Genomic DNA, 20,428 nt, shown 5'->3' with positions numbered 1-20,428 from the left:
AACCTAATTCCGCCAGAAGGATGATACAATTTTCTGGAAAGGTTATGCTATATTTCTATTAAAGAAACACAATGTTTCGGATTCAAAAAAATAAGAGGTAAATTTATGTCTAACACCAAAATTGCTGGCTTCCAATCTAACCTTTTTGAAGAATTGGATGATGCCGATTTACAGACAGTCAGAGGTGGTCAACTTGTTGGGGATTTGCTAGGTACTGTTACTAGTACTAATTCAGCTCTTGGTAACGGAGGCAGACCAACATCAGGCGGTGCTTTATTAGTAGGAACAACACTGGTGAATACTGGACTCTACGTTATTCAGGTTAGTCAAGGAGCAGAGTCTGGTCTTCAGGCTGTAAACGGAGGACTGGCAAATACTTTGGGCAATGTATAGGGGATAAATTCCAGTGAGCCATTAGACATCTCCGGAAAATAATGTAGAGACGTTCCATGGAACGTCTCTACAAGGATTGGTTGTGCACGTTTAAATTCGGTCGATGTCTATTAGACATAGCAGTGAAAAACAATTTTCACTTATATTAAGTTATTCATCAAGCCCCTAGTTTGAACAGGGGCTTATCTGTTTATTAGCAAAGAATAATCACTTTAGAAATTACGCATTGAGTAATATCACAAAGCCATTAATAAATGTGTGGCATTTAGCGGTTGATGAGAACATCATGAAATTATTGACGCCGAAATATATCTTCTCTACCTCAGTTCCTCAATTCTTTAGGTTTGAACAATTAGCTACTACTTACCGAACAGAGGTTCTCGCAGGTGTCACAACGTTTATGACTATGGCTTATATTTTGGTTGTGAATCCCAGAATATTATCCAATGCTATATTTATCGAGCAGCCCGGTGATTTGTTCAATCAGCTTGTAACTGCCACAGCCATTTCTTCGGCGATCGCAACTGCTCTAATGGGACTGTTATCTAATTATCCCTTTGCTGTAGCTCCCGCAATGGGTCTAAACGCTTTTTTTGCTTTCTCAGTTGTGTTGGACTTGCAGATGAATTGGCGGTTGGCGCTCACATCTGTCCTCATCCAAAGCTTAATTTTTATAGGCTTGATTTTATCCAATATCCATATCCAAATTATCAAAGCAATTCCAGCTTCCCTCAAACATGCCACCGTAGCAGGTATTGGTTTATTCATCGCCTATATTGGTCTTTCTGGTGTTCCTGAACCTCCCACTCTCGGAGCAGGTATTATTGTTGCCAGTAAAACGACCTTAACAACTATTGGCTCCTTCAGGGAACCAGCTACTTTACTCTCAGCTTTTGGTTTATTGCTTACCGCCACTTTGGTAGCACGTCATATTAAAGGAGCGATATTATGGGGCATCTTCGCTACAGCGCTGTTAGGTTGGATACTAAATATTGCTCCTTGTCCTGAAAAAATTATTGCCCTACCTGAATGGTCACAAAACTTAACAAACCAAGCATTCACTGGCTTGAGTTATCTTACACCGAATCAAATCTGGAACTTTGTATCTGTCACACTTACCTTTTTATTTGTAACTTCCTTCGACACCATTGGCGCACTTACTGGATTGGGACAACAGGCTGGTTACATTAATAAAAATGGTGAATTACCTCACGCTACCAAATCTTTGTTAGCAAGTGCTATGGGTATAACCTTTGGGGCATTGATGGGCACTTCCCCTAGCGCAACTTATCTGGAATCTGCCTCTGGCATATCCGAGGGGGGACGGAGTGGTTTCACATCTGTAGTAGTAGCAGCGCTGTTTCTGCTTTCTGTGTTATTTACTCCCTTATTTGCAGCAGTGCCTGCTTTCGCGACAGCTCCTGCATTGATTATGGTGGGTTTTTTGATGATTGGTAGCGTGCGAAACATTAATTGGAACGATCCAGCAGAAGCAATTGCCGCATTCTTAATTCTTCTCACCATGCCTCTTACTTACTCGATTGCGGAGGCATTGGCAATTGGTTTCATTATTTACCCTGTGATTAAAGTTTCCCAAGGATTTGCTCATAAAGTGAATAAAACTGTATATTTTCTAGCAGCTATCTGTGTATGTCACTTTTTACTCAAGAGTTAATACCGTTTCTCCAAAAACTGGCTACATAAGATCCCCACCCCCCCTTGCCCCCCCTTATTAAGGGGGGGTTGGGGGGGTGGGGTTGGGGGGATCGGATTTGTTGCCCCAATAAGGAGAATGGTATAAAAAGACTTGCGCTCACATGCTGCTAGTGGTGTACTCTATGGAAATTCTGTATCGTATCAAACGAAATGAATCATTAGTGCTGGATGACCCGGAAAAGGTTTGGGTTATACAAACAGGTGATGTATCATTATTTACAACTAAAGTCAAGAATATTACGCTACACGGGGATGAGCTTGGCGCTCAGCCAGAGGCGGAAAGCTTGACAGCACCGACTCTAAAGCACGATCGCCGTTATCTATTCAGTGTCGGTGCTCTTGAGGCGTTGTTTGGTGCAGCAACCAATCATCCAGATTCTTTGATAGTAGCAGTAGCAATTGACGCAACAGAATTATCCCAAATTTCAATTGCAGATTTGGTGAGGTTAGTAGCGACGCGTGAAACAAGAGCGATCGCTTTAGTGAATGGTTGGATAAATCACTTAAGTGAGACATTCAGCACCGAAGGCTATTCAGTAAATTTTTCCCACTATTTATCATTAATTAAACCAGAAAATGCTACTTCACTGCCAATTATTTTAGCTGATTTACATTCTGAATTCTTCAACAATTTAAATTTGCTCCAACAGCAAGAAATAGAGATAGCCTTTCTTCAATTTCAACAACGAGAGCAACTCAATCGTACTGTAGTCAATTCTGCACTTTCTAAATTAGCTTCTGTGTTGCAACAGGAGCAAGAAACTGTATCTAGTCAACAAGGAACACCGTTGTTGGTGGCGGCGGGAGCAGTAGGACGAGCAATGGGGATAACGATAACTCCTCCGGCACAGTCATTTGACATCAGTCGAGTCAAAGATCCAGTGGAGGCTATTGCTCGCTCTTCCCAATTTCGCACCCGTCGTGTCGTGCTAGAGTATGGCTGGTGGCAGCGTGAGTATGGTCCACTTTTAGCTTATACCCAAGCAGAACAGCGTCCGATCGCTTTGTTGCCAGCCGGAAAACATTACATTTTATTTGACCCATTAGCACAAACTCGTACATTTGTCAATCAGGCAGTAGCGGCAACACTAGCACCGCAAGCATACCAGTTTTACCGATCTTTACCCAAAGTTAATAATGCACTTGGGTTGTTCCAATTTGGCATTAAGGGTTATGAAAAAGACATCATTCTCGTTCTGGTAACTGGGATTGTTGGCTCCCTATTGGGGATGGTTGTGCCGCAAGCAACAGCGCTTTTGGTAGATAATGCAATTCCAGATAGCGATCAAAGTCTATTATGGCAAATAGGACTGGCACTTTTGGCGATCGCCTTTGGAAGATCGGCTTTTGACATGTCCCAAGGGATTATGTCATTGCGAGTCGAAAACGCCGCTGATGGCGCCTTGCAGCCTGCAATTTGGGATCGACTCCTCAGACTAAGTCCCGCATTTTTTCGCAACTATTCCTCTGGCGACTTACTAAACCGGACTTTATCAGTAAACCAAATTCGTCGGATACTATCGGGAGCAACACAACGCACCCTATTAAGCGGACTATTTGCTCTACTCAATGGAGTGCTGATGTTTGTTTACAGTTGGCAACTTGCCTTAGTTGGGGTGGGGATAGCCTTGCTAGCAAGCGCAGTTACTGCTGTCTGTGGGTGGCTATTAGTTCGCTATTCACGACGGCTGCAAGAACTGGATGGCGAAATTAACGGGTTAACGGTACAACTTATTAATGGAGTCGCCAAGTTGCGGGTGGCGCGTGCCGAAGAACGAGCGTTTGCAGCTTGGGCAGAGCAGTATAGCCAGAGAACTAAACTGACAGCAACTTTGCAACAAATTCAAGATAGTGTTTCCGTATTGAACGAGATACTATCTTTGCTAACTTCGGCACTGTTGTTTGGGTTGGCAGTGCTGTTTCTGCAAAGGGATCAAGCCAGTGGCAGCGGCGGATTCACAACGGGAACATTTTTGGCGTTTAATTCAGCGTTGGGAATTTTTATCGGGGGAGTGAGCAATCTTAGTAATACTCTAATTGATATTTTGGCAATTGTACCACTGTGGGAGCGGGCAAAGCCGATTTTACAGCAAGAATTAGAGTATGATTCTCACAAGGTTGATCCAGGACGCTTGATGGGTCGTGTCATTTTAGACCATGTTACCTTTCGTTACCGTGAGGATGGTCCACCGATTCTTAATGATATCAGTCTTCATGCAGAACCTGGGGAATTTGTGGCAATTGTGGGACCATCGGGAAGTGGGAAGTCAACGATACTGAGGTTGTTATTGGGGTTTGAAACTCCACTCTCCGGAAAGGTGTACTACGATCGCTTTGATTTGGCACAATTAGATCTTGTGGCGGTGCGAAGGCAGTTTGGGGTGGTGCTGCAAAATGGTAGGATAGGAGCTGGGTCAATTTTTCAGAATATATCTGCCTCTGCATTGATATCGCACAATGAAGCTTGGGAAGCAGCGCAGATGGCGGGGTTTGCTGCTGATATTGAGCTTTTTCCCATGAAGATGCACACGGTTGTTAGTGAAGGCGGTACCAATCTTTCCGGAGGACAACGCCAACGATTATTGATTGCTAGAGCACTTGTCAATAAGCCGAAAATTATCTTAATGGATGAAGCAACCAGTTCTTTGGATAACCAGACACAAGCGATCATTACTAAGAGTTTAGAAGAATTGAAAGCGACTCGCATAGTGATTGCTCACCGCCTCAGCACGATTCGCAATGCTGACCGAATTTATGTTATTGAAGAGGGGCGGGTGGTGCAAGTAGGCACATTTGCGGTACTGATGAAACTTGAAGGGCTATTTGCTCAACTGGTAGCCCGACAAATGGAATGAACTAACGCCAAAACTACTCTGAACGTAGAGCTTTAACTGGATCGATTTGGCTAGCTCGCAAGGCGGGGGTAAAACTTGCTCCCACCCCAACCAGTAGTGCCGATCCTAAAGCCACTGTTGCGATCGCCCCATCAAATTGGTACGGTAATTTAAAGGTATCGGTAACGACAACAGTTAAACCGTGTACTACCCCAAGACCTACTACTCCTCCGATCAGACTCAAAAGCAAAGCCTCTAGAATAAACTGCAGCATGATTTCCTGTTGAGTAGCCCCCACTGCACGTCTCAAACCAATTTCAGCAGTTCGTTCTGTTACCGAGGCAATCATAATATTCGCAATTCCAACACCGCCAACTAATAGTGCCATCGCCCCCACCACCGTCAGTCCCTGCGAAGCCATCTCCAGGGTTTTCTGCTGCTGTATAATGTCTGACACATTGTTCCAAAACAAAAATTTTCCACCTGTAAATTTTTCTGTGATGGGCACTTTTGGCATCAATATGAGCTAGATGAGCAAGTAATACACAGAGGCAGTGTTGGGTAAGTTGTCGTTTGTCAGAAAAACTGCTAAAACTGTAATATTTTTAAGTGTTAGCACACAACCGCGCAATTTCCTTACCCCCAGAACAGAAATATGGCTTCGATCGAATTGACCATCCGAGATGATAATGGCAACATCTTACAATGTAACACTACCACGACATATACTTTGAACTTAGGTGGGCAGACGTTCTCTGAAATAGAAGGAGCGGTAGAAAATTGGAAACAGACTGTACGAACGGATGTTGAGCGAAAGCATCTTGTTGCGGCTCAAGCACAGTTTACTCAAGAGAAAAAAAACCAATCAAATAATATGTAATGGTACAACACCAGTAAATATCAAAACATTGCATGGAAAATTTACATTTGAGTTGCAACGCTATAAGTATCAGGGAAATAATGTTAATTATTTTGAGCTAACCAATCAATTTTCCTCTGGCTATATTAGTAATAGACTTCAGGAGTTTACTGCCTATTACAGCAATCGATTGAGTTACACAGAGGTGGAGAATTTAATCATCAGAACAACGGGTGATAAACTACTAACAGAAAGGCAGTCGCCTACGGAGGGAAACCCGGATACAGCGCTGCCTCCCAAACCTGTCGTCAAATAGTCATTAACAAAGCCACTGACATCAGTGAACAGCTAACCAGAGGAGTGGAAACTACGCTCGCATCTGTTGAACAGCCACTAATTGTTAACCCAAATGTAGAAATTTACCAACCCGACTCCCCGGAAATTCTGTTATTTGATGATGCTATTCAAGTCAAGGCGCAGAAATTAAAACGTGAGAAACATACTACTAAACTTGACAATCAAGATGGTCAAAAGCTAGGGAAAGCATCGACTTCAGCAGTTAGTACTGATGTGGTGATTCTACAAACATCTAAGGATGAATTTGAATATATTACTGCTCCTCTACCACTAGACGACCAAGAAAGTTTGAACAAGCGCCTTGGTAGTTAAAGCCAAGATAATTCAAGAATACGGGCAGCAAAACACACCATTAAATCTGGTGGCAATTACTGATGGAGCGAAGGTAATTCGACAAAGATTATTGAGTTTATTTTCACAACCTATAATGATTATTTTGGACTGGTATCATTTGGGAAAAAAGCTCCGAGAACTCATGTCGATGATTGCTAGAAATAAACAAGAGAAATCAGAACACTTGCAGTTTTTATTTTCAAGGGTTTTGGCGCGGTCAAACAACTCAAGCAATTGAATATCTCCGCTTCGGAAGTTGTCGCCAGAAACCAAAATAAGTTACTTGAATTGATTGGTTATCTCGAAAAGCATCAGTCGGAAATTATAAACTATGAACGACGTGCGGCAGCTAGCAAGACAATTGGTAGCGGTCGTGTCGAAAAAGGTGTTGATTTAATTGTCGGACATCGCCAGAAGAAAAAGGGTATGAGTTGGCAGACAGTCGGCAGTAAGGCTTTGGCTATTTTAAAGGTGGCGCTCGCTTAATGGTCAATGGCCGCTTCTTTGGGGGGTAGAGTCTGTGATTGCTTAATCACAGAAAAATTTACAGGTGGAAAATTTTTGCTCTCCAACAAAGAAAAATTAGCCTTTTACTGTAACTGCCGTATCTGCAAGCGGTGCTCTTATGCAGCCAGAAGATGCCATCAGGTTCTGCAAAATACCCCCCCACAATGAAAATGCAAATTCGTTCCCTAGTAACGAGTCACGTCTAGTCGCAACACCTGCTCTCGAGTGCAATGGAAACAACACAATTCGTTGAATCAAAAAACAGTGTGTAACCTGCGTGTTTGCGATCGCGTTTTGGAAAATGTATAATTTAGCGTATAACTTTGTAAACAAACGCGGCACTCAGAGCCATCACAGCAGAAAATCCTGTAACACCACAACAGCGTGGAAAAGACATATATATTTTTTGTCGGTAGAAGAGGCTAGTCTTTCCGCGACTTGTCCGTTGCAGCTTGAGATGATTGAGGCAAAAGTAGAAAGGAAAGACTCACAATGGTTGCAAACATGGGCTAATCTTTTCAGATTACATAAATTGTGTTAATAGCAGTTAGAACAGTAATGCTGAAGCTATGATTTTAATAGATGAGTGGAGTCCGAACTTTATGGAAAGCAAAACTTTAGCAACATCACAGACTACAAATTTAAAGGTCAATTTTTTGCTGGAAACTAGAGAGGATGGTAGCGCGTAGACGCGGAGCGGCTTGCCGTAAGGCATCGTATCTATTCTAGAACTTCCACAGTATCGCGTGGAAGCAGCAACACGCGAACAGGCACTTACAATGTTAGAAGAGCTTTTGACTCAGCGTATGAATAAAGTCGAAGTCATTCCGAGGGAAATTAAATTACCATCCGCTGAACAATCCCAAAGACCTTGGATGAAATTTGCAGGCGTATTCAAAGACGATCCAGACTTTGACGCAGTTCAGCAATATATTCAAGAGTATCGTCAAGAATTGGATGCTGCCGAAAATGAAGCAGATTCTAGCATACAGAGGGACGCAAGTTGAGTCTTTGGATTCTTGATACGGATCACGTTTCTCTTTTTCAAAGAGGAATTTAGAAATTGCTCGTCGCCTAAACAGCGTTGATAAGAGCGAAATCGCGATTACAATTATTACCGTTGAGGAACAAATTCGTGGACGATTTTAAGCCATTCGACGAGCAGATCCTGATGAGTTAGTTTCGGCTTATCAGAAGCTACAGGTGACTTTTGATAGCTTGAAGAGCTTCAATGTATTGGGATTCACGGCTGAAGCACAGGGCATATATACGAATCTAATTCGTCAAAAGATCAAAGTTGGTCGGTAGGATTTACGGATTGCGGCGATCACTCTTTCCGTAAATGGAATTTTGGTCACACGGAATGATCGAGACTTTTCTCAAGTACCTAATTTGATTTTGGAAAATTGGACTTTGTAAAGGGGCTTGGATCTGATCATTAAGCAACCGGAGCCAATGCCCTTTGTCAACTGTTTGCTGCGGGCGCACGCGATCGCGCTTCTTGCGAGTGTGAATCAGTTTGGTGATGTAAAACTTTTCCTCACAAAACACCAAATTCAATCCTATCTTGAATCACTCGGATGAGCCAAAAGCAGCCTTCAAGTATTGCAGCAGCACGAGGTTTTTAACACGTAGTTACACTTGAGCGAAGACAGTGCAACTACGTACCTTTACGCTATGATTTATTTTTAGCTTCATAATCAGGTCCATCCCAGGCATTACAGCATCTAGCAAGATCGCGTCGGGTAAGTGATTTTCATAGGCGGCAAGAGCAGCTGCACCATCTTGCGCTTCCAGCACTTGGTAGCCTTCTTGTTCGAGTGCTACACGCAGCAGCAACCGCATGGACTTGTCGTCATCGACAACAAAAATTAAAGGGGAGTTTTCCTTTTTAGGATTGGTAGTCATGTGTAAACCCGGTGTAGTTCAATTTGCAAGGCTGCTTTGACTGTTTTGTATGCCGCCTCAATTTGCAACACACCAGCTAGTGCCCCTTTTGTGTTACCAGTGTTACCCATGACTTCCACAGCCTGACAACGCTTAGATAGAGCTAGAGCACCCAAAGAAGCACTTGCCGATCTGAGCTTGTGAGCCGCCTGTTGCAGTGCTGCTGCATCTTGTGTTGCAACAGCGGTATGCATTGCTTGTAATAGTTGCGGCGCTTCTGCTAAATAATTATTAATAATTTGCGCCAGAACTTCATTGGCTCTAGCACCTGCCATCTTGCGTAAAGATTGCAGCGTCTTAGCGTCAAGAGGAGGTGATTGACACTGCTTCATAGCCTCAACAAGTTTTTCGATTTGAATCGGTTTAATGATATAATCATCCATACCCGCTTCTAAACACTGCCGCCAAATATCCTCAGTGGCATAAGCTGTCATGGCAATAATCCGGGGACGCTGCTGTTGTGACCATTCCTGGCAGATTCGACGGGTGGCAGTTAATCCATCCATTTCGGGCATTTGTACGTCCATCAACACCACGTCATAAGGCTGATGGCGCAGCGCTTGCAATACCTCTATTCCATTATCGACTGCATCAGCTTGATACCCAAGCTGCGCCAAGATCAGCAAGGCAACTTCCTGGTTCACTTGATTGTCTTCGGCTAACAAAATCCGTAGAGGTAACGTGAGCGCGATTTGAGGTATTGCAAGTCTTGACTCCAGCGAATAGGTATCCAATTGGATGGAACTAGATTGGGCAACTATCGTGAAATAAAAAGTGGAACCCAAACCCTGGGTACTCTCCACCGAGATGCGTCCGGACATGATTTCCGTTAACTGTTTACAGATGGCAAGTCCCAGCCCCGTTCCTCCATAGCGACGGCTGATTGAAGCATCGACTTGGGTAAACGACTCGAACAGATGCTCGATCTGCTCTTGGGGAATACCGATGCCTGTGTCTTTAACAGCAAATTGAACTTCGTAATCTATGCAAAGATTGCAATTACAATAGACAGAGCAACAAGCTTTGGATCGTACCTTGCTTTCGCCTGTAGTTGCATCGCCGCCATAGCTGTGTAGTGCATAGCAGCAATTCCTAATCCCATGACAATCCCCCCAAAGAGCAACCCAAGCGTACCTAGTTGCTGGCGGCTGACGATGTAGAGCGTTCCTCCTGAGGTAACAATTGCCACCCCCATTGAGACTAAAACCATTGAGATGTCGTGGGTTATGGGGATCGGCAGCTTATAAGCTAACATACCGATGAAGTGCATCGACCAGATGCCAATTCCCATGACAATCGCGCCTAGCAAGAGCCACTTACGCCCACGCCCAGAGGCTACCTTCACCGCTCCTGCCAGATCCAGTGCAGTGTAACAGGCGATCAATGCCATCGCCACCGAAAATACAACAAGGGGTACATCATAATGTGCTTCCATAACTTATACACAACAACCCATGTGGCTTTCTATACATTTTACAGGTTCTGATATTCTCGTAATGGGTAACAACAACGTTTCCTCAATGTGCGATCGCACACTGGGAGTTACTTCACAACCGCTTTTGAGGCAATCCACTAGCAACTGGTTGGCAGTGTAGTACTGTAGTAGTAATTCCTTTTGCTTGTCGTTGAACTGCCATTGATGACCGATATTGCGACACCGAAGCAACAAAGACCTCAATTTCTCAACCCAGATTTTACCGTTAGTGTTCCACCATTTATTCAATTTTTCCTTACCGCGCTCTAGGGTAGGTAGTTGTTTTTTGAGTTGTTGCAGCAAGCGTTGAAAGTCACAGTCACAGACAACATCCGCGTCATAAGTAAGGGCAAAACTCAGAGCCAGGATTCGCTCCATCGGATCGCAATTGGCTTCACTTAGGGATAGCGCACGGTTAAGAGCTAGATCTACGGTAAAATCAGTGGCAAGATTACCAGCAAGGCGAGGATCGATGGCAAGGCATAGAGCCAAATCGCGGGACAAGTTAAGATCGCGGGGAAGGACAAGTGTCAGGTAAAAGGCACGAATAGCTGCTGCTTTGTAAGGAGACTTGACGGAAAGAGACTTTTGGTTGAGCCAGATGAGGAACTGCTGCAATTGCTCATCAAAAGCCACGATCCCATCAATGTGTTGCTTCATTAACACTAGCAGGTCAGCGAACCACTTATGCACAAAAGCTTCAATTTGGCAAGAGTCAAAATCGGCAATCTCAATCTCGGTGAATCCCTCAAATTGATACTGCTGGGTTCCAATCCGACAGGTAATAATAAACTGATTTTTGTAATACTCAGATGACAACTTGCGAATTTTTTTGACGATTTCAGCACAATTGTCTTCGGGAATTTCATCTAAACCATCTAGTAGAAATAATACTCTGCCATGAGCGAGTATGGTTTGGATTTGCTCGGACGTTATGCCGTAGGCAAGCTCTTGACTGATATAGTTCAATAAATTGAAATTCCCCGTTTCTGTTGCATCCTCGGCAAAGTTGTTTAGTTTAATAAAAAGCGGAATTCGCTCTGGTTGTAACTTGCCTTGATTACATTGCGTGGCGATATGTTGCAAAAATGTGGTTTTTCCAGAGCCTGGTTTACCTAGCACCATCAGCTTGGGATAGGTTGCAACTGCTTGCATTGCTGGCACTCGTTCGTGACCGATTAGATTTGAATCAAAGCGGTTGAATTTTTCTGAAACCTCGCCTTGCAATTCAAAGATATCTAACCATGCCTGACTTGTAATATTATTCAGAATATCGACACTGACATAAATGTCTTCTAGCCCAATTGGTTGAGCAATATCTAACAACTGTACAGTGGCACACTGGGCTTGAATCTTATCACCCCTTTGCTTTCGCACTCTTTCTACCAAGGCATCGATATCTTGGCAGTTGTTTACATCCTGCTCATCTTCCTTTGGTAGTATTTCAGATGGTAGCTCGGCAATCTCTTGCCAATCCAATCCGAGTTGAAAACAAATCTCCATGAAGCTGTGACGCTCAATCGGCTTGCCTGTAAAAAACTTCTAAATTGGCTGGCGAGTTTCCAGCCCTACCTCACTAGCTAGATATTCTTGCGTCCATTCCCTGACTTTAAAAGCCCTTTTTGCTTTCTCTATCCCTAGAGTAGATGCTTTGAGCGATCATCGTGCCATAATCCAAAAATTGAACCTCCAAAATTGTCAACTTAAGGCAGCAAGGAGAAAATTAAGGACAATAACTCTGTCTTCGCGTACCCGTCTTGACTTGTTTTGTATTTTTATTTAGAAAAAAAATATTTTTTTATTACTTACAAATAATACATTGAATTTGATTACATTTTATTTTTTTTTACCGATTTTAGTAAACAGTATGACAATGATTATTTTTCCTACATTTTTTATGTTTTGTAATCTCAAAATAATTATAGTTAATGTTTTTTATTTTTTATTTTTTAGTACCTATTAGTATCATCTAGCAGTTATTTGAATGTTAGTTTAAGGTTACTAAGAAAGCAGATTTTTAGGCATTAATAAGTAATGCAAGGTAAAACTTCCCTCACACCCGTTGCAGTATGAATTCCTGACGGGTGATGAGACTATCGTAGCTGCCTGTATTTTGTTGAATGGCTATTTATTAACTTGATGCTTGTATTTATGTAAATTAAACTACTATTGTTTACCTCAACTTCTATCTTTAGACTGACTTAATGTTTTGTTAACCTATAATTTTAATTAACAAAAAGCCTATGGTGAAGTACTGTATAAATTTCCATATTTTCAGATTGTTTCTTGTTGATCATGAATTTCAGAAGACATATATTTACTAATGAATAAATTGATGATATGGTTGAAATATTTAAATTATTTAACTAACACAATAAATGACATAGCAAGATTGGATCGGGATCTAGAAAGTTAGTTGCAAAGTAGGAACCCGAGTAGCAATGTGCTGAGTGGGAAGTATCAAGCTGTGCAAATTGGTGCAGTAAGCCTATTGCCCAGCAGAGGTATAAACGTACCTAAATTATACATCTCATACATTAAATCATACATTTTCCTAGACGCGATCGCAATCAAGTTAGTTGCACATTGTTACTTGAGCGAGGATTGCGCCTTGATGGCAACAGGGGTAAACAGTCAAAGCACTCTTTTGAAACGATTTTGCCGAACAGCCGTGCATATAGGATTTGACACCTATGAAAATACTGGTAACTGGAACAGAAGGTTATATTGGCTCGTTATTAGCACCAATCTTGATCCAACTTGGACATGAAGTCATCGGGGTTGACACAGGATTTTATAAAGTAGGTTGGCTATATAATGGTACTGAATCAACAGCCAATACCCTGAACAAAGACATCCGTTACATTACCGCGCTTGATTTACAAGGTGTCGAGGCAGTAGTTCATCTGGCTGAACTTTCCAACGATCCTGCAGGGCAGCTATCTCCCAAAGTTACTTATGATATTAACCATCAAGGTTCGCTTCACCTTGCCAAACTAGCTAAAGAAGTGGGTGTGCGGCGCTTTGTCTACACTTCTTCGTGCAGTGTCTACGGCGTTGCGAGTGAAGACTATGTTACCGAAGAGTCACTCGTCAATCCGCAAACAGCTTATGCAGAATGTAAAACTTTGGTAGAGCGAGATGTCAAGTTACTAGCAAGTGATAGTTTCTCTCCCACCTTTTTGCGCAATGCTACAGCTTATGGTGCATCTCCCAGAATGCGTTTTGATATAGTTTTAAATAACCTGGCTGGGCTAGCGTGGACTACTAAAGAAATCAAGATGACAAGCGATGGTACTCCGTGGCGTCCATTAGTTCATCTGCTTGACATATGTAAGGCAATTGTATGTACACTTGAAGCAGAGCGCAGTATTGTTCACAACCAAATTTTCAACGTAGGTGACACGAACAGCAACTATCAAGTTAAAGAAATTGCCCAGATAGTAGCTTCCGTTTTTACCGGATGCCAGCTTTCCTTCGGTGACAGTGGTGGAGACAACCGTAGCTACCGGGTTTCCTTTGAGAAAATTAACACTACACTACCAGGATTTAAGTGTGAGTGGAATGCTGCTGATGGTGCCAAACAGCTTTTTGACGTGTTTACTTCTATTGATATGTCAGAATCCACTTTTTTATTTAGAGGATTCACTCGCTTAAAGCAGTTGGAGTATCTGATTCGTACTCAGCAAATTGACCAAAATTTCTTCTGGAATAAGTCATGCTATTCACAGAAACCTCTCTCCAAGGCGCATTCCTGATTGACTTAGAGCCAAGGCAAGATATTCGGGGCTTTTTTGCTCGTACTTTCTGCCAACAGGAATTTTTGGCTCACGGCTTAAAGCCAACAGTTGCACAATGTAACGTGGCTTTTAATTACAAAAAGGGTACTCTGCGGGGGATGCACTATCAAGTTGCGTCGGCAACCGAAGTAAAGTTGGTTCGCTGCACTCAAGGTGCCATATACGATGTTATCATCGACTTGCGTGCTGAATCTCCTACGTACAAGTTACACATTGGTGTTGAGTTAACGGCTCAAAACCGTAGGGCGTTGTACGTACCTGAGATGTTCGCTCATGGCTACCAAACACTAACTGATGAGGCTGAGGTTGTGTATCAGATGAGTGAATTTTACGCGCCAGAGCAAGGGCGTGGTTTACGTTACGACGATCCAGCCTTTGCAATTGAATGGCCTCTACCTGTGAGTGAAATATCCGAGAAAGATACCTGTTGGCAGTTGTTTGAATCTGTTGTATTATCACTTTAAGCATAAATGAATAAAACAACTTTAGATCCATTATTACAGAATAGCACAACGGTGAATCGTGGTAAATGTCGATTCTGTGGCACAAAATTGCAGCACACTTTTGTTGACTTGGGAATGTCTCCGCTGTGTGAAAGCTACGTAACATCCGAGCAGTTAAACCAGATGGAGCCGTTTTATCCACTGCATGTTTACGTGTGCTCGCGCTGTAAACTTGTGCAACTTCAAGAATATGTTAGCCCACAAGAAATATTCAGCGAGTATGCCTACTTTTCATCTTACTCTGACTCTTGGCTAAAACACGCTCTTAATTATACCGAAAAAGTAATAGATCGGTTTGAATTAAACTCTTCTACTCACGTAGTGGAAATAGCCAGTAATGACGGTTACCTATTACAATACTTTGCTTCAAAAAGCATACCAGTTTTAGGCATAGAACCAGCAGCTAACGTTGCTGAAGTCGCCATCAAAAAAGGCATTCCTACAGTTGTCAAATTTTTTGGCATCAACACAGCTACCGAATTAGTTGCGCAAGGGCAGCAAGCAGATTTATTAGTAGCTAACAACGTACTTGCTCACGTACCTGACATCAATGATTTTGTCGGCGGCTGCCAAATTATCCTCAAAACAGGAGGCATCATTACTATGGAGTTTCCGCATTTAATGCGACTAATAGAAGGAAACCAATTTGACACCATATATCACGAACACTTCTCCTACTTATCATTGCTAGCAGTCGAGCAGATATTTGCTGCTCACAATTTAACCATCTTTGACGTAGAAGAAGTATCAACCCATGGTGGCTCACTGAGAATATATGCAAAGCATAAAGAAGATAAGTCTAAACCGACAACTCAACGAGTAAAAGAACTCAGAGCTAGAGAAGAAGCAGCAGGATTTAACGAATTAAAAAACTATTTTACATTTGGTGAAAAAGTCAAGCAAACCAAATTCCAACTTTTAGAATTTTTAATTTCCGCCAAACGACAAGGAAAAACAATAGCTGGTTACGGAGCTCCAGGTAAAGGCAACACCCTGCTCAATTATTGTGGCATAAGAGAAGACTTCATTGATTATACAGTAGATCGCAACCCATACAAACAAGGTAAATTCTTACCCGGAACTCACATCCCCATCTTTGCACCCGACAAAATTCAACAAACAAAACCCGACTATTTATTAATCTTACCTTGGAACTTAAAAAACGAAATCATCTCCCAGATGTCATACATACGTGATTGGGGCGGCAAATTTGTCGTACCCATCCCTGAAGTCTCAGTCTATACTTGAGGCGCGATTGAACTTTCTCTTTCTTTACTTGGCGCTCTTCTCCTGGCGGAGACGCTGCGCGTTGGCGAAGCCTCTCGAAGAGAAGGCGGTTCATTTTCTCCTAATCAAAGAAATTACCATGAAAGTAGTATTATTCTGCGGCGGTTTAGGCACAAGACTAAGAGACTCTTTTGCCAACATTCCCAAACCAATGGTAACCATTGGCTACCGACCAATATTGTGGCATGTGATGAAATATTACGCCAACTACGGACACAAAGATTTTATTTTGTGTCTAGGTTATAGAGCCGACGTAGTTAAAAATTATTTTCTCAATTATGACGAATGTGTCTCCAATAACTTCACCTTACAAAACGGAGGGAAAAAGATTCAACTTTTAAATAGTGATATCGAAGATTGGAAAATTACCTTTGTTGATACAGGCTTGCATTCAAATATTGGACAAAGATTCAAAGCTATAGAAGAATACTTAGAAGGAGAGGAAGTATTTTTAGCTAACTACAGTGATGGTTTGACAGATTTACACCTACCCAACTTAATTGAGAACTTTCATAGACATAACAAAATTGCCAGTTTTTTGTGCGTCAAACCCTCCCAAAGTTTCCATTTAGTTTCAACGCAAGAAAATGGTTTAGTAACTCACATTCAAAGTGTCAAAGAAGCTGGTATTCGGATCAATGGAGGTTTTTTTATCTTCAAAAAAGATATCTTTAAGTATATTGAACCAGGAGAGGAATTGGTACTCGAACCATTTCAAAGATTAATTAATTTACAACAGCTAGTTGCTTATAACTACAATGGCTTTTGGGCTTGTATGGATACCTTCAAAGAGCAACAGCAGTTAGATGATATGTATTGTCAAGGTAATGCTCCTTGGGCGGTGTGGAATCATGAAAGAAAGGTTAAATCTTTGGAATACAGTCCAAATCACCATATTTCTCATGCTTCTGTAGGGTAAGTTAACGCAGTGTAACGCAATGTAGAGACGTTACATGTAACGTCTCTACATTAGATTTAGATGTGGTTTTCAATTCAACAATATAGGGTATGCTTAAACTCAATTTTGCTCCTGAAAATGACTCGACTTACAAAGTTTTATGTTTGGGTGCTCATTGTGATGATATAGAGATTGGTTGTGGAGGCACAATTTTAAGATTAATAGAGACTTACCCGGATATTGTGTTTTATTGGGTTGTATTTAGTTCTAACTTAGAAAGGGAAAAGGAAGCTTATAATAGCGCTTGCAAGTTTTTAGAAAATGCTCAAGATAAAAATATAGTTATTCAACAATTTCAAGATGGTTTTTTCCCTTATATTGGAGGAGAAATTAAACATTTTTTTGAGCAATTGAAGAAATCTTTTCATCCTGATTTAATTTTAACTCATTATCGTCACGATTTACATCAGGATCATCGTTTGATTTCGGATTTTACTTGGAATACTTTTAGAAATCATTTGATTTGGGAGTATGAGATACCTAAGTATGATGGAGATTTAGGTAATCCTAATTTTTTTGTGCATTTGGATGAGCAGATTTGTCAAGATAAGGTTAAATATATTGTTGATAGTTTTTCTTCACAACGTGGTAAGCAATGGTTTACAGAAGATACTTTTTTATCAATTCTTAGATTGCGCGGTGTTGAGTCTAATGCGCCAAACAAGTATGCTGAGGCTTTTTATTGTCGTAAGTTAGTTTTTTAGCTGGATTATTTGATTTTTAAACCGCATAGCCAGGGGTTTAAACCCCTCTTAAACGCAGAGGAAGAGAGATATAATTTTACCAACACGAGCAAAGGTGAATACGGTGAAGATAAGTGATTTGAAGTCAGGGCTTAATTTGGATGAAGTTAGCCAAGAGGTGTATGGGTTAATATCAGATTTATATCCGATCTGTCGTAGTATTACTGGTGAGGGTTTTAGGGAAAGTTTGCGGTTGATTAAGCAACATATTGCCTTAATTCAGCATGAAGTTCCCTCTGGTACTCAAGTTTTTGATTGGACGATTCCTAAGGAGTGGAATATTCAGGATGCTTATGTGAAAAATTCTCAAGGAAAAAAAATTATAGACTTTAATAAATCTAATCTGCATGTTGTTAATTATAGTGTGCCTGTTAAGCAAAAGATACCTTTAGATGAATTAAAGCAGCATTTGTTTACGTTACCAGAATATCCTGACTGGATTCCCTATCGAACTTCTTATTACAAAGAAAGTTGGGGCTTTTGTCTCAGTCACAATCAATTTTTGGCGTTAGAGTCGGATGAGTATGAGGTGTGCATTAATTCTTCGTTAGAGGACGGTTATCTAACCTATGGCGAGTATTATCTCAAAGGAGAGAAACCAGACGAAGTGCTAATCTCGTGCCATACTTGTCATCCCTCACTTTGTAATGATAATCTCTCTGGTGTGGCGCTGGCAACTTTTTTGGCAAAATATCTCAGTCTTCTTCAGCTTGAGTATTCTTATAGATTTATTTTTATTCCGGGAACTATCGGTGCGATCGCTTGGCTGTGTTTAAATCAAAATCATGTTCACAATATTAAACACGGTTTGGTTTTAAGTTGTTTGGGTGATGCGGGTAAGTCTACTTATAAAAAAAGTCGTCGTGGTGATGCTCAAATCGATCAAGTTGTTACTTATGTTTTGAAGAATTCTGGTACAGATTTTGAAATTACCGATTTCCAACCTTATGGCTATGATGAAAGGCAGTTTTGTTCTCCTGGGTTTAATTTACCTGTGGGTTGTTTGATGAGAACTCCAAACGGTTGTTTTCCAGAATATCACACATCAGCAGATAATCTTGAGCTTGTCAAACCTCAATACCTTGCAGATTCATTATCCAAAATTTTATCTGTGTTACAAATTATTGAGAATAATAAAAAATATTTGAACCAAAACCCCTTTTGCGAACCACAGTTAGGTAAACGAGGGTTATATAGTGCAATTGGTGGACAAACTAATACAAAAATGAATGAACTAGCAATGTTATGGGTTTTAAATTTGTCAGATGGTAACTACTCTTTGCTAGATATTGCCGAAAAATCAGGTTTAGGATTTGATTTGATTATGAAAACAGCAGATACGTTGTTGCAGTTCAATTTGTTGAAAGAATGGTAGAGACGTTCCGCCGGAACGTCTGTTATTGAGTCAACGCTGCAAAATACTTTGCTCATCGTAGTATGGCATGAGAGATTTTACTTGATATGTTTATTTGGGTGCAATTGTTGGCGTCCATTGCGGACAATGCGCATCATATCTTGTAGCTGCTGCTCAATATTTTCTAAGACATTATCTGCGTATTCATCTGCTCCTTGTTCAATGGCTTGAGCTTGTGCGAGCGCATCCTTTCGCATCTGCTCCAACTCCTGCTGACATTGACGCCGCCGATGATCGATTTCCTCCAGAGTTTCTTGCATCATCGCCTCGCACTCTTGTTGTACTTTCTGCTGGATACTTGCTGCTTCTTGTTCTGCTTCTCTAATTATTTCGCTTTCATCCAAAATTTGTGCTCTTTTGGCTTGAGCTGCGTCAACAATTTGCTGTCCATAATCTTCTGCCTGTAGGAAGATTTCTTCCTTTTGTTCAATAATTGCTACAGCTTCCCCAAAAGCTGCAGGTAAAGAAAGCCGGATGAAATCAAGCTGCTCTAACAGCTTTTCTTCGTCTACCAAGGTGCGCCCAACTAGGGGAATACGGAAGCTGGAGAGAATCAGCTCCTCCAGGCGATTGAGTTCCTGCTGAATATCTACGTTTGTTGTTCGCGCTTCTGTGTAGGAGACTCCATCGGCATCTTCAGGATTGGGATTGCCTCCATTGTGGTTGGGTTCGATACTGGATGGTTTTGAGCGTAGCATTGATAAATTTCCAGGGCAACGTGTGGGGGAACAAGATGATCTACAGAGCCACCAAATCTAGCAACTTCTTTTACCACACTACTACTTAAAAAGCTATACTCGTTCGATGTTGCCAAGAAAACCGTTTCTATTTGGGTAGAAAGGGTTTTATTTGTATGCGCCATCTGAAGCTCTACTTCAAAGTCTGAAATTGCTCTTAGCCCCCGCAGCAGAACTTGCGCTCCCCGCATGTGGGCATAATTAACAGTCAAACCATCAAAAGCGTCTACTTCTACATTGGGTAAATGCGCAGTAGCTCGACGAATTTGTTTTAGCCTTTGTTGCACGGTAAACAGTGGCGTCTTGTTGGGATTGCGCAAAACAGCGACAATTACCTGCTCGAATAAGCGGCTACCACGTTCGATGATATCGAGGTGTCCCAAAGTGACGGGGTCAAAGCTACCTGGATAAATAGCAATCACAATATGAGAGATCTCAAGCTTGTTTACGTGATTATATCGAAACTCGGTCATAGCTAACAGCAATTTTTGATGTAGAAATCAAGAATTTTTATCTACTGCACACACTCTCCTTTTTTACCCATCACGACTTAAAATCAATGCAGT

21 protein-coding genes and 1 pseudogene are annotated in these 20,428 nt (G+C 41.5%); 15 read left to right on the top strand and 7 right to left on the bottom strand.

Annotated elements, in window-relative coordinates; translation table 11 throughout:
- Positions 1-105: 105 nt before the first annotated feature.
- From ICL16_RS03765 to ICL16_RS03755, 3 genes are all read left to right on the top strand, one after another.
- On the top strand, positions 106-393 hold the full coding sequence (locus ICL16_RS03765; protein ID WP_190825547.1) for a hypothetical protein: 288 nt from the start codon (positions 106-108) through the stop codon (positions 391-393).
- Between the two features lie 286 nt (positions 394-679).
- Positions 680-2,068, top strand: a complete 1,389-nt coding sequence (locus tag ICL16_RS03760) for an NCS2 family permease (protein WP_190825546.1) — start codon at positions 680-682, stop codon at positions 2,066-2,068.
- Between the two features lie 163 nt (positions 2,069-2,231).
- Entirely contained in the window at positions 2,232-4,964 is a 2,733-nt protein-coding gene (locus tag ICL16_RS03755) for an NHLP bacteriocin export ABC transporter permease/ATPase subunit (protein WP_190825545.1), read from the top strand.
- Positions 4,965-4,977: 13 nt separating this feature from the next.
- On the opposite strand, the pseudogene ICL16_RS03750 reads toward ICL16_RS03755, so the two are convergent.
- Positions 4,978-5,328 (bottom strand): annotated as a pseudogene (locus ICL16_RS03750) (ABC transporter permease); the annotation flags it as partial.
- Positions 5,329-5,598: 270 nt separating this feature from the next.
- Between ICL16_RS03750 and ICL16_RS03745 the strand changes: the two are divergent.
- The 6 genes from ICL16_RS03745 to ICL16_RS03725 all read left to right on the top strand — a co-directional run bounded on the left by ICL16_RS03745 (position 5,599) and on the right by ICL16_RS03725 (position 8,006).
- Positions 5,599-5,823, top strand: coding sequence for a hypothetical protein (locus ICL16_RS03745; RefSeq protein ID WP_190825544.1), 225 nt, complete (start codon positions 5,599-5,601; stop codon positions 5,821-5,823).
- A gap of 28 nt (positions 5,824-5,851) precedes the next feature.
- On the top strand, positions 5,852-6,118 hold the full coding sequence (locus ICL16_RS03740) for a hypothetical protein (protein ID WP_190825543.1): 267 nt from the start codon (positions 5,852-5,854) through the stop codon (positions 6,116-6,118).
- Between the two features lie 44 nt (positions 6,119-6,162).
- On the top strand, positions 6,163-6,471 hold the full coding sequence (locus tag ICL16_RS03735; RefSeq protein ID WP_190825542.1) for a hypothetical protein: 309 nt from the start codon (positions 6,163-6,165) through the stop codon (positions 6,469-6,471).
- Positions 6,461-6,730, top strand: a complete 270-nt coding sequence (locus ICL16_RS45280; protein ID WP_238360581.1) for a hypothetical protein — start codon at positions 6,461-6,463, stop codon at positions 6,728-6,730. The genes ICL16_RS03735 and ICL16_RS45280 overlap by 11 nt, the downstream gene beginning before the upstream one ends.
- Positions 6,727-6,978 carry a hypothetical protein gene (locus tag ICL16_RS03730; RefSeq protein WP_190825541.1) on the top strand — a complete coding sequence of 84 codons (252 nt, stop codon included), beginning with the start codon at positions 6,727-6,729 and terminating at the stop codon, positions 6,976-6,978. The genes ICL16_RS45280 and ICL16_RS03730 overlap by 4 nt, the downstream gene beginning before the upstream one ends.
- 767 nt (positions 6,979-7,745) lie before the next feature.
- Positions 7,746-8,006, top strand: coding sequence for a hypothetical protein (locus tag ICL16_RS03725; RefSeq protein WP_238360580.1), 261 nt, complete (start codon positions 7,746-7,748; stop codon positions 8,004-8,006).
- Between the two features lie 628 nt (positions 8,007-8,634).
- On the opposite strand, the gene ICL16_RS03720 is transcribed toward ICL16_RS03725, so the two are convergent.
- Genes ICL16_RS03720 through ICL16_RS03705 form a run of 4 tightly spaced genes read right to left on the bottom strand, consistent with a single transcriptional unit; the run spans position 8,635 to position 11,923 of the window.
- Entirely contained in the window at positions 8,635-8,907 is a 273-nt protein-coding gene (locus tag ICL16_RS03720; RefSeq protein WP_190825540.1) for a response regulator, read from the bottom strand.
- The gene (locus tag ICL16_RS47125) at positions 8,904-9,932 is read right to left on the bottom strand and encodes a response regulator (protein WP_475578880.1); all 1,029 of its coding nucleotides are present in this window, start codon (positions 9,930-9,932) and stop codon (positions 8,904-8,906) included. Before ICL16_RS47125 ends, ICL16_RS03720 begins: the two co-directional genes overlap by 4 nt.
- The gene (locus ICL16_RS03710; protein ID WP_190825588.1) at positions 9,929-10,381 is read right to left on the bottom strand and encodes an MHYT domain-containing protein; all 453 of its coding nucleotides are present in this window, start codon (positions 10,379-10,381) and stop codon (positions 9,929-9,931) included. Before ICL16_RS03710 ends, ICL16_RS47125 begins: the two co-directional genes overlap by 4 nt.
- 3 nt (positions 10,382-10,384) lie before the next feature.
- Positions 10,385-11,923, bottom strand: coding sequence for an NACHT domain-containing protein (locus ICL16_RS03705; RefSeq protein ID WP_202895389.1), 1,539 nt, complete (start codon positions 11,921-11,923; stop codon positions 10,385-10,387).
- A 1,190-nt stretch (positions 11,924-13,113) separates the two neighbouring features.
- Here ICL16_RS03705 and ICL16_RS03700 point away from each other — a divergent pair.
- The 6 genes from ICL16_RS03700 to ICL16_RS03675 all read left to right on the top strand — a co-directional run bounded on the left by ICL16_RS03700 (position 13,114) and on the right by ICL16_RS03675 (position 19,086).
- Positions 13,114-14,178 carry an NAD-dependent epimerase/dehydratase family protein gene (locus tag ICL16_RS03700; RefSeq protein ID WP_190825539.1) on the top strand — a complete coding sequence of 355 codons (1,065 nt, stop codon included), beginning with the start codon at positions 13,114-13,116 and terminating at the stop codon, positions 14,176-14,178.
- A complete protein-coding gene (rfbC, locus tag ICL16_RS03695) occupies positions 14,139-14,684 on the top strand; it encodes a dTDP-4-dehydrorhamnose 3,5-epimerase (protein ID WP_190825538.1) in 546 nt (181 codons plus the stop codon). The genes ICL16_RS03700 and rfbC overlap by 40 nt, the downstream gene beginning before the upstream one ends.
- A gap of 6 nt (positions 14,685-14,690) precedes the next feature.
- Positions 14,691-15,971 (top strand): class I SAM-dependent methyltransferase, encoded by a 1,281-nt coding sequence (locus ICL16_RS03690; protein ID WP_190825537.1) that lies wholly within the window; start codon positions 14,691-14,693, stop codon positions 15,969-15,971.
- A 118-nt stretch (positions 15,972-16,089) separates the two neighbouring features.
- A complete protein-coding gene (locus ICL16_RS03685; RefSeq protein ID WP_190825536.1) occupies positions 16,090-16,929 on the top strand; it encodes a glucose-1-phosphate cytidylyltransferase in 840 nt (279 codons plus the stop codon).
- A gap of 89 nt (positions 16,930-17,018) precedes the next feature.
- Entirely contained in the window at positions 17,019-17,672 is a 654-nt protein-coding gene (locus tag ICL16_RS03680) for a PIG-L deacetylase family protein (RefSeq protein WP_190825535.1), read from the top strand.
- A gap of 94 nt (positions 17,673-17,766) precedes the next feature.
- Complete coding sequence (locus ICL16_RS03675) at positions 17,767-19,086, top strand: DUF4910 domain-containing protein (protein WP_337906897.1); 1,320 nt, start codon at positions 17,767-17,769, stop codon at positions 19,084-19,086.
- Between the two features lie 77 nt (positions 19,087-19,163).
- Here the strand turns inward: ICL16_RS03675 and ICL16_RS03670 are convergent, their stop codons facing one another.
- On the bottom strand, positions 19,164-19,823 hold the full coding sequence (locus ICL16_RS03670; RefSeq protein WP_190825533.1) for a cell envelope integrity TolA family protein: 660 nt from the start codon (positions 19,821-19,823) through the stop codon (positions 19,164-19,166).
- On the bottom strand, positions 19,715-20,284 hold the full coding sequence (gene coaD / locus ICL16_RS03665) for a pantetheine-phosphate adenylyltransferase (protein ID WP_337906899.1): 570 nt from the start codon (positions 20,282-20,284) through the stop codon (positions 19,715-19,717). Before coaD ends, ICL16_RS03670 begins: the two co-directional genes overlap by 109 nt.
- Positions 20,285-20,428 lie beyond the last annotated feature (144 nt).

Origin of the sequence: Iningainema tapete BLCC-T55 (genome assembly GCF_014698965.1) — a bacterium.
GTDB lineage: Bacteria > Cyanobacteriota > Cyanobacteriia > Cyanobacteriales > Nostocaceae > Iningainema > Iningainema tapete.
The sequence above is the reverse complement of the archived record's forward strand: the minus strand, read 5'-3'. Positions and strand labels throughout refer to the sequence as shown.

Excerpts from the sequence above, each read along its gene's own strand:
- ICL16_RS03765 (WP_190825547.1), top strand. The coding sequence starts at position 106 with ATGTCTAACACCAAAATTGCTGGCTTCCAATCTAACCTTTTTGAAGAA.
- ICL16_RS03760 (WP_190825546.1), top strand. The coding sequence starts at position 680 with ATGAAATTATTGACGCCGAAATATATCTTCTCTACCTCAGTTCCTCAA.
- ICL16_RS03755 (WP_190825545.1), top strand. The coding sequence starts at position 2,232 with ATGGAAATTCTGTATCGTATCAAACGAAATGAATCATTAGTGCTGGAT.
- ICL16_RS03745 (WP_190825544.1), top strand. The coding sequence starts at position 5,599 with ATGGCTTCGATCGAATTGACCATCCGAGATGATAATGGCAACATCTTA.
- ICL16_RS03720 (WP_190825540.1), bottom strand. The coding sequence starts at position 8,907 with ATGACTACCAATCCTAAAAAGGAAAACTCCCCTTTAATTTTTGTTGTC.
- ICL16_RS03710 (WP_190825588.1), bottom strand. The coding sequence starts at position 10,381 with ATGGAAGCACATTATGATGTACCCCTTGTTGTATTTTCGGTGGCGATG.
- ICL16_RS03705 (WP_202895389.1), bottom strand. The coding sequence starts at position 11,923 with ATGGAGATTTGTTTTCAACTCGGATTGGATTGGCAAGAGATTGCCGAG.
- ICL16_RS03700 (WP_190825539.1), top strand. The coding sequence starts at position 13,114 with ATGAAAATACTGGTAACTGGAACAGAAGGTTATATTGGCTCGTTATTA.
- rfbC (WP_190825538.1), top strand. The coding sequence starts at position 14,139 with ATGCTATTCACAGAAACCTCTCTCCAAGGCGCATTCCTGATTGACTTA.
- ICL16_RS03690 (WP_190825537.1), top strand. The coding sequence starts at position 14,691 with ATGAATAAAACAACTTTAGATCCATTATTACAGAATAGCACAACGGTG.
- ICL16_RS03685 (WP_190825536.1), top strand. The coding sequence starts at position 16,090 with ATGAAAGTAGTATTATTCTGCGGCGGTTTAGGCACAAGACTAAGAGAC.
- ICL16_RS03680 (WP_190825535.1), top strand. The coding sequence starts at position 17,019 with ATGCTTAAACTCAATTTTGCTCCTGAAAATGACTCGACTTACAAAGTT.
- ICL16_RS03670 (WP_190825533.1), bottom strand. The coding sequence starts at position 19,823 with ATGCTACGCTCAAAACCATCCAGTATCGAACCCAACCACAATGGAGGC.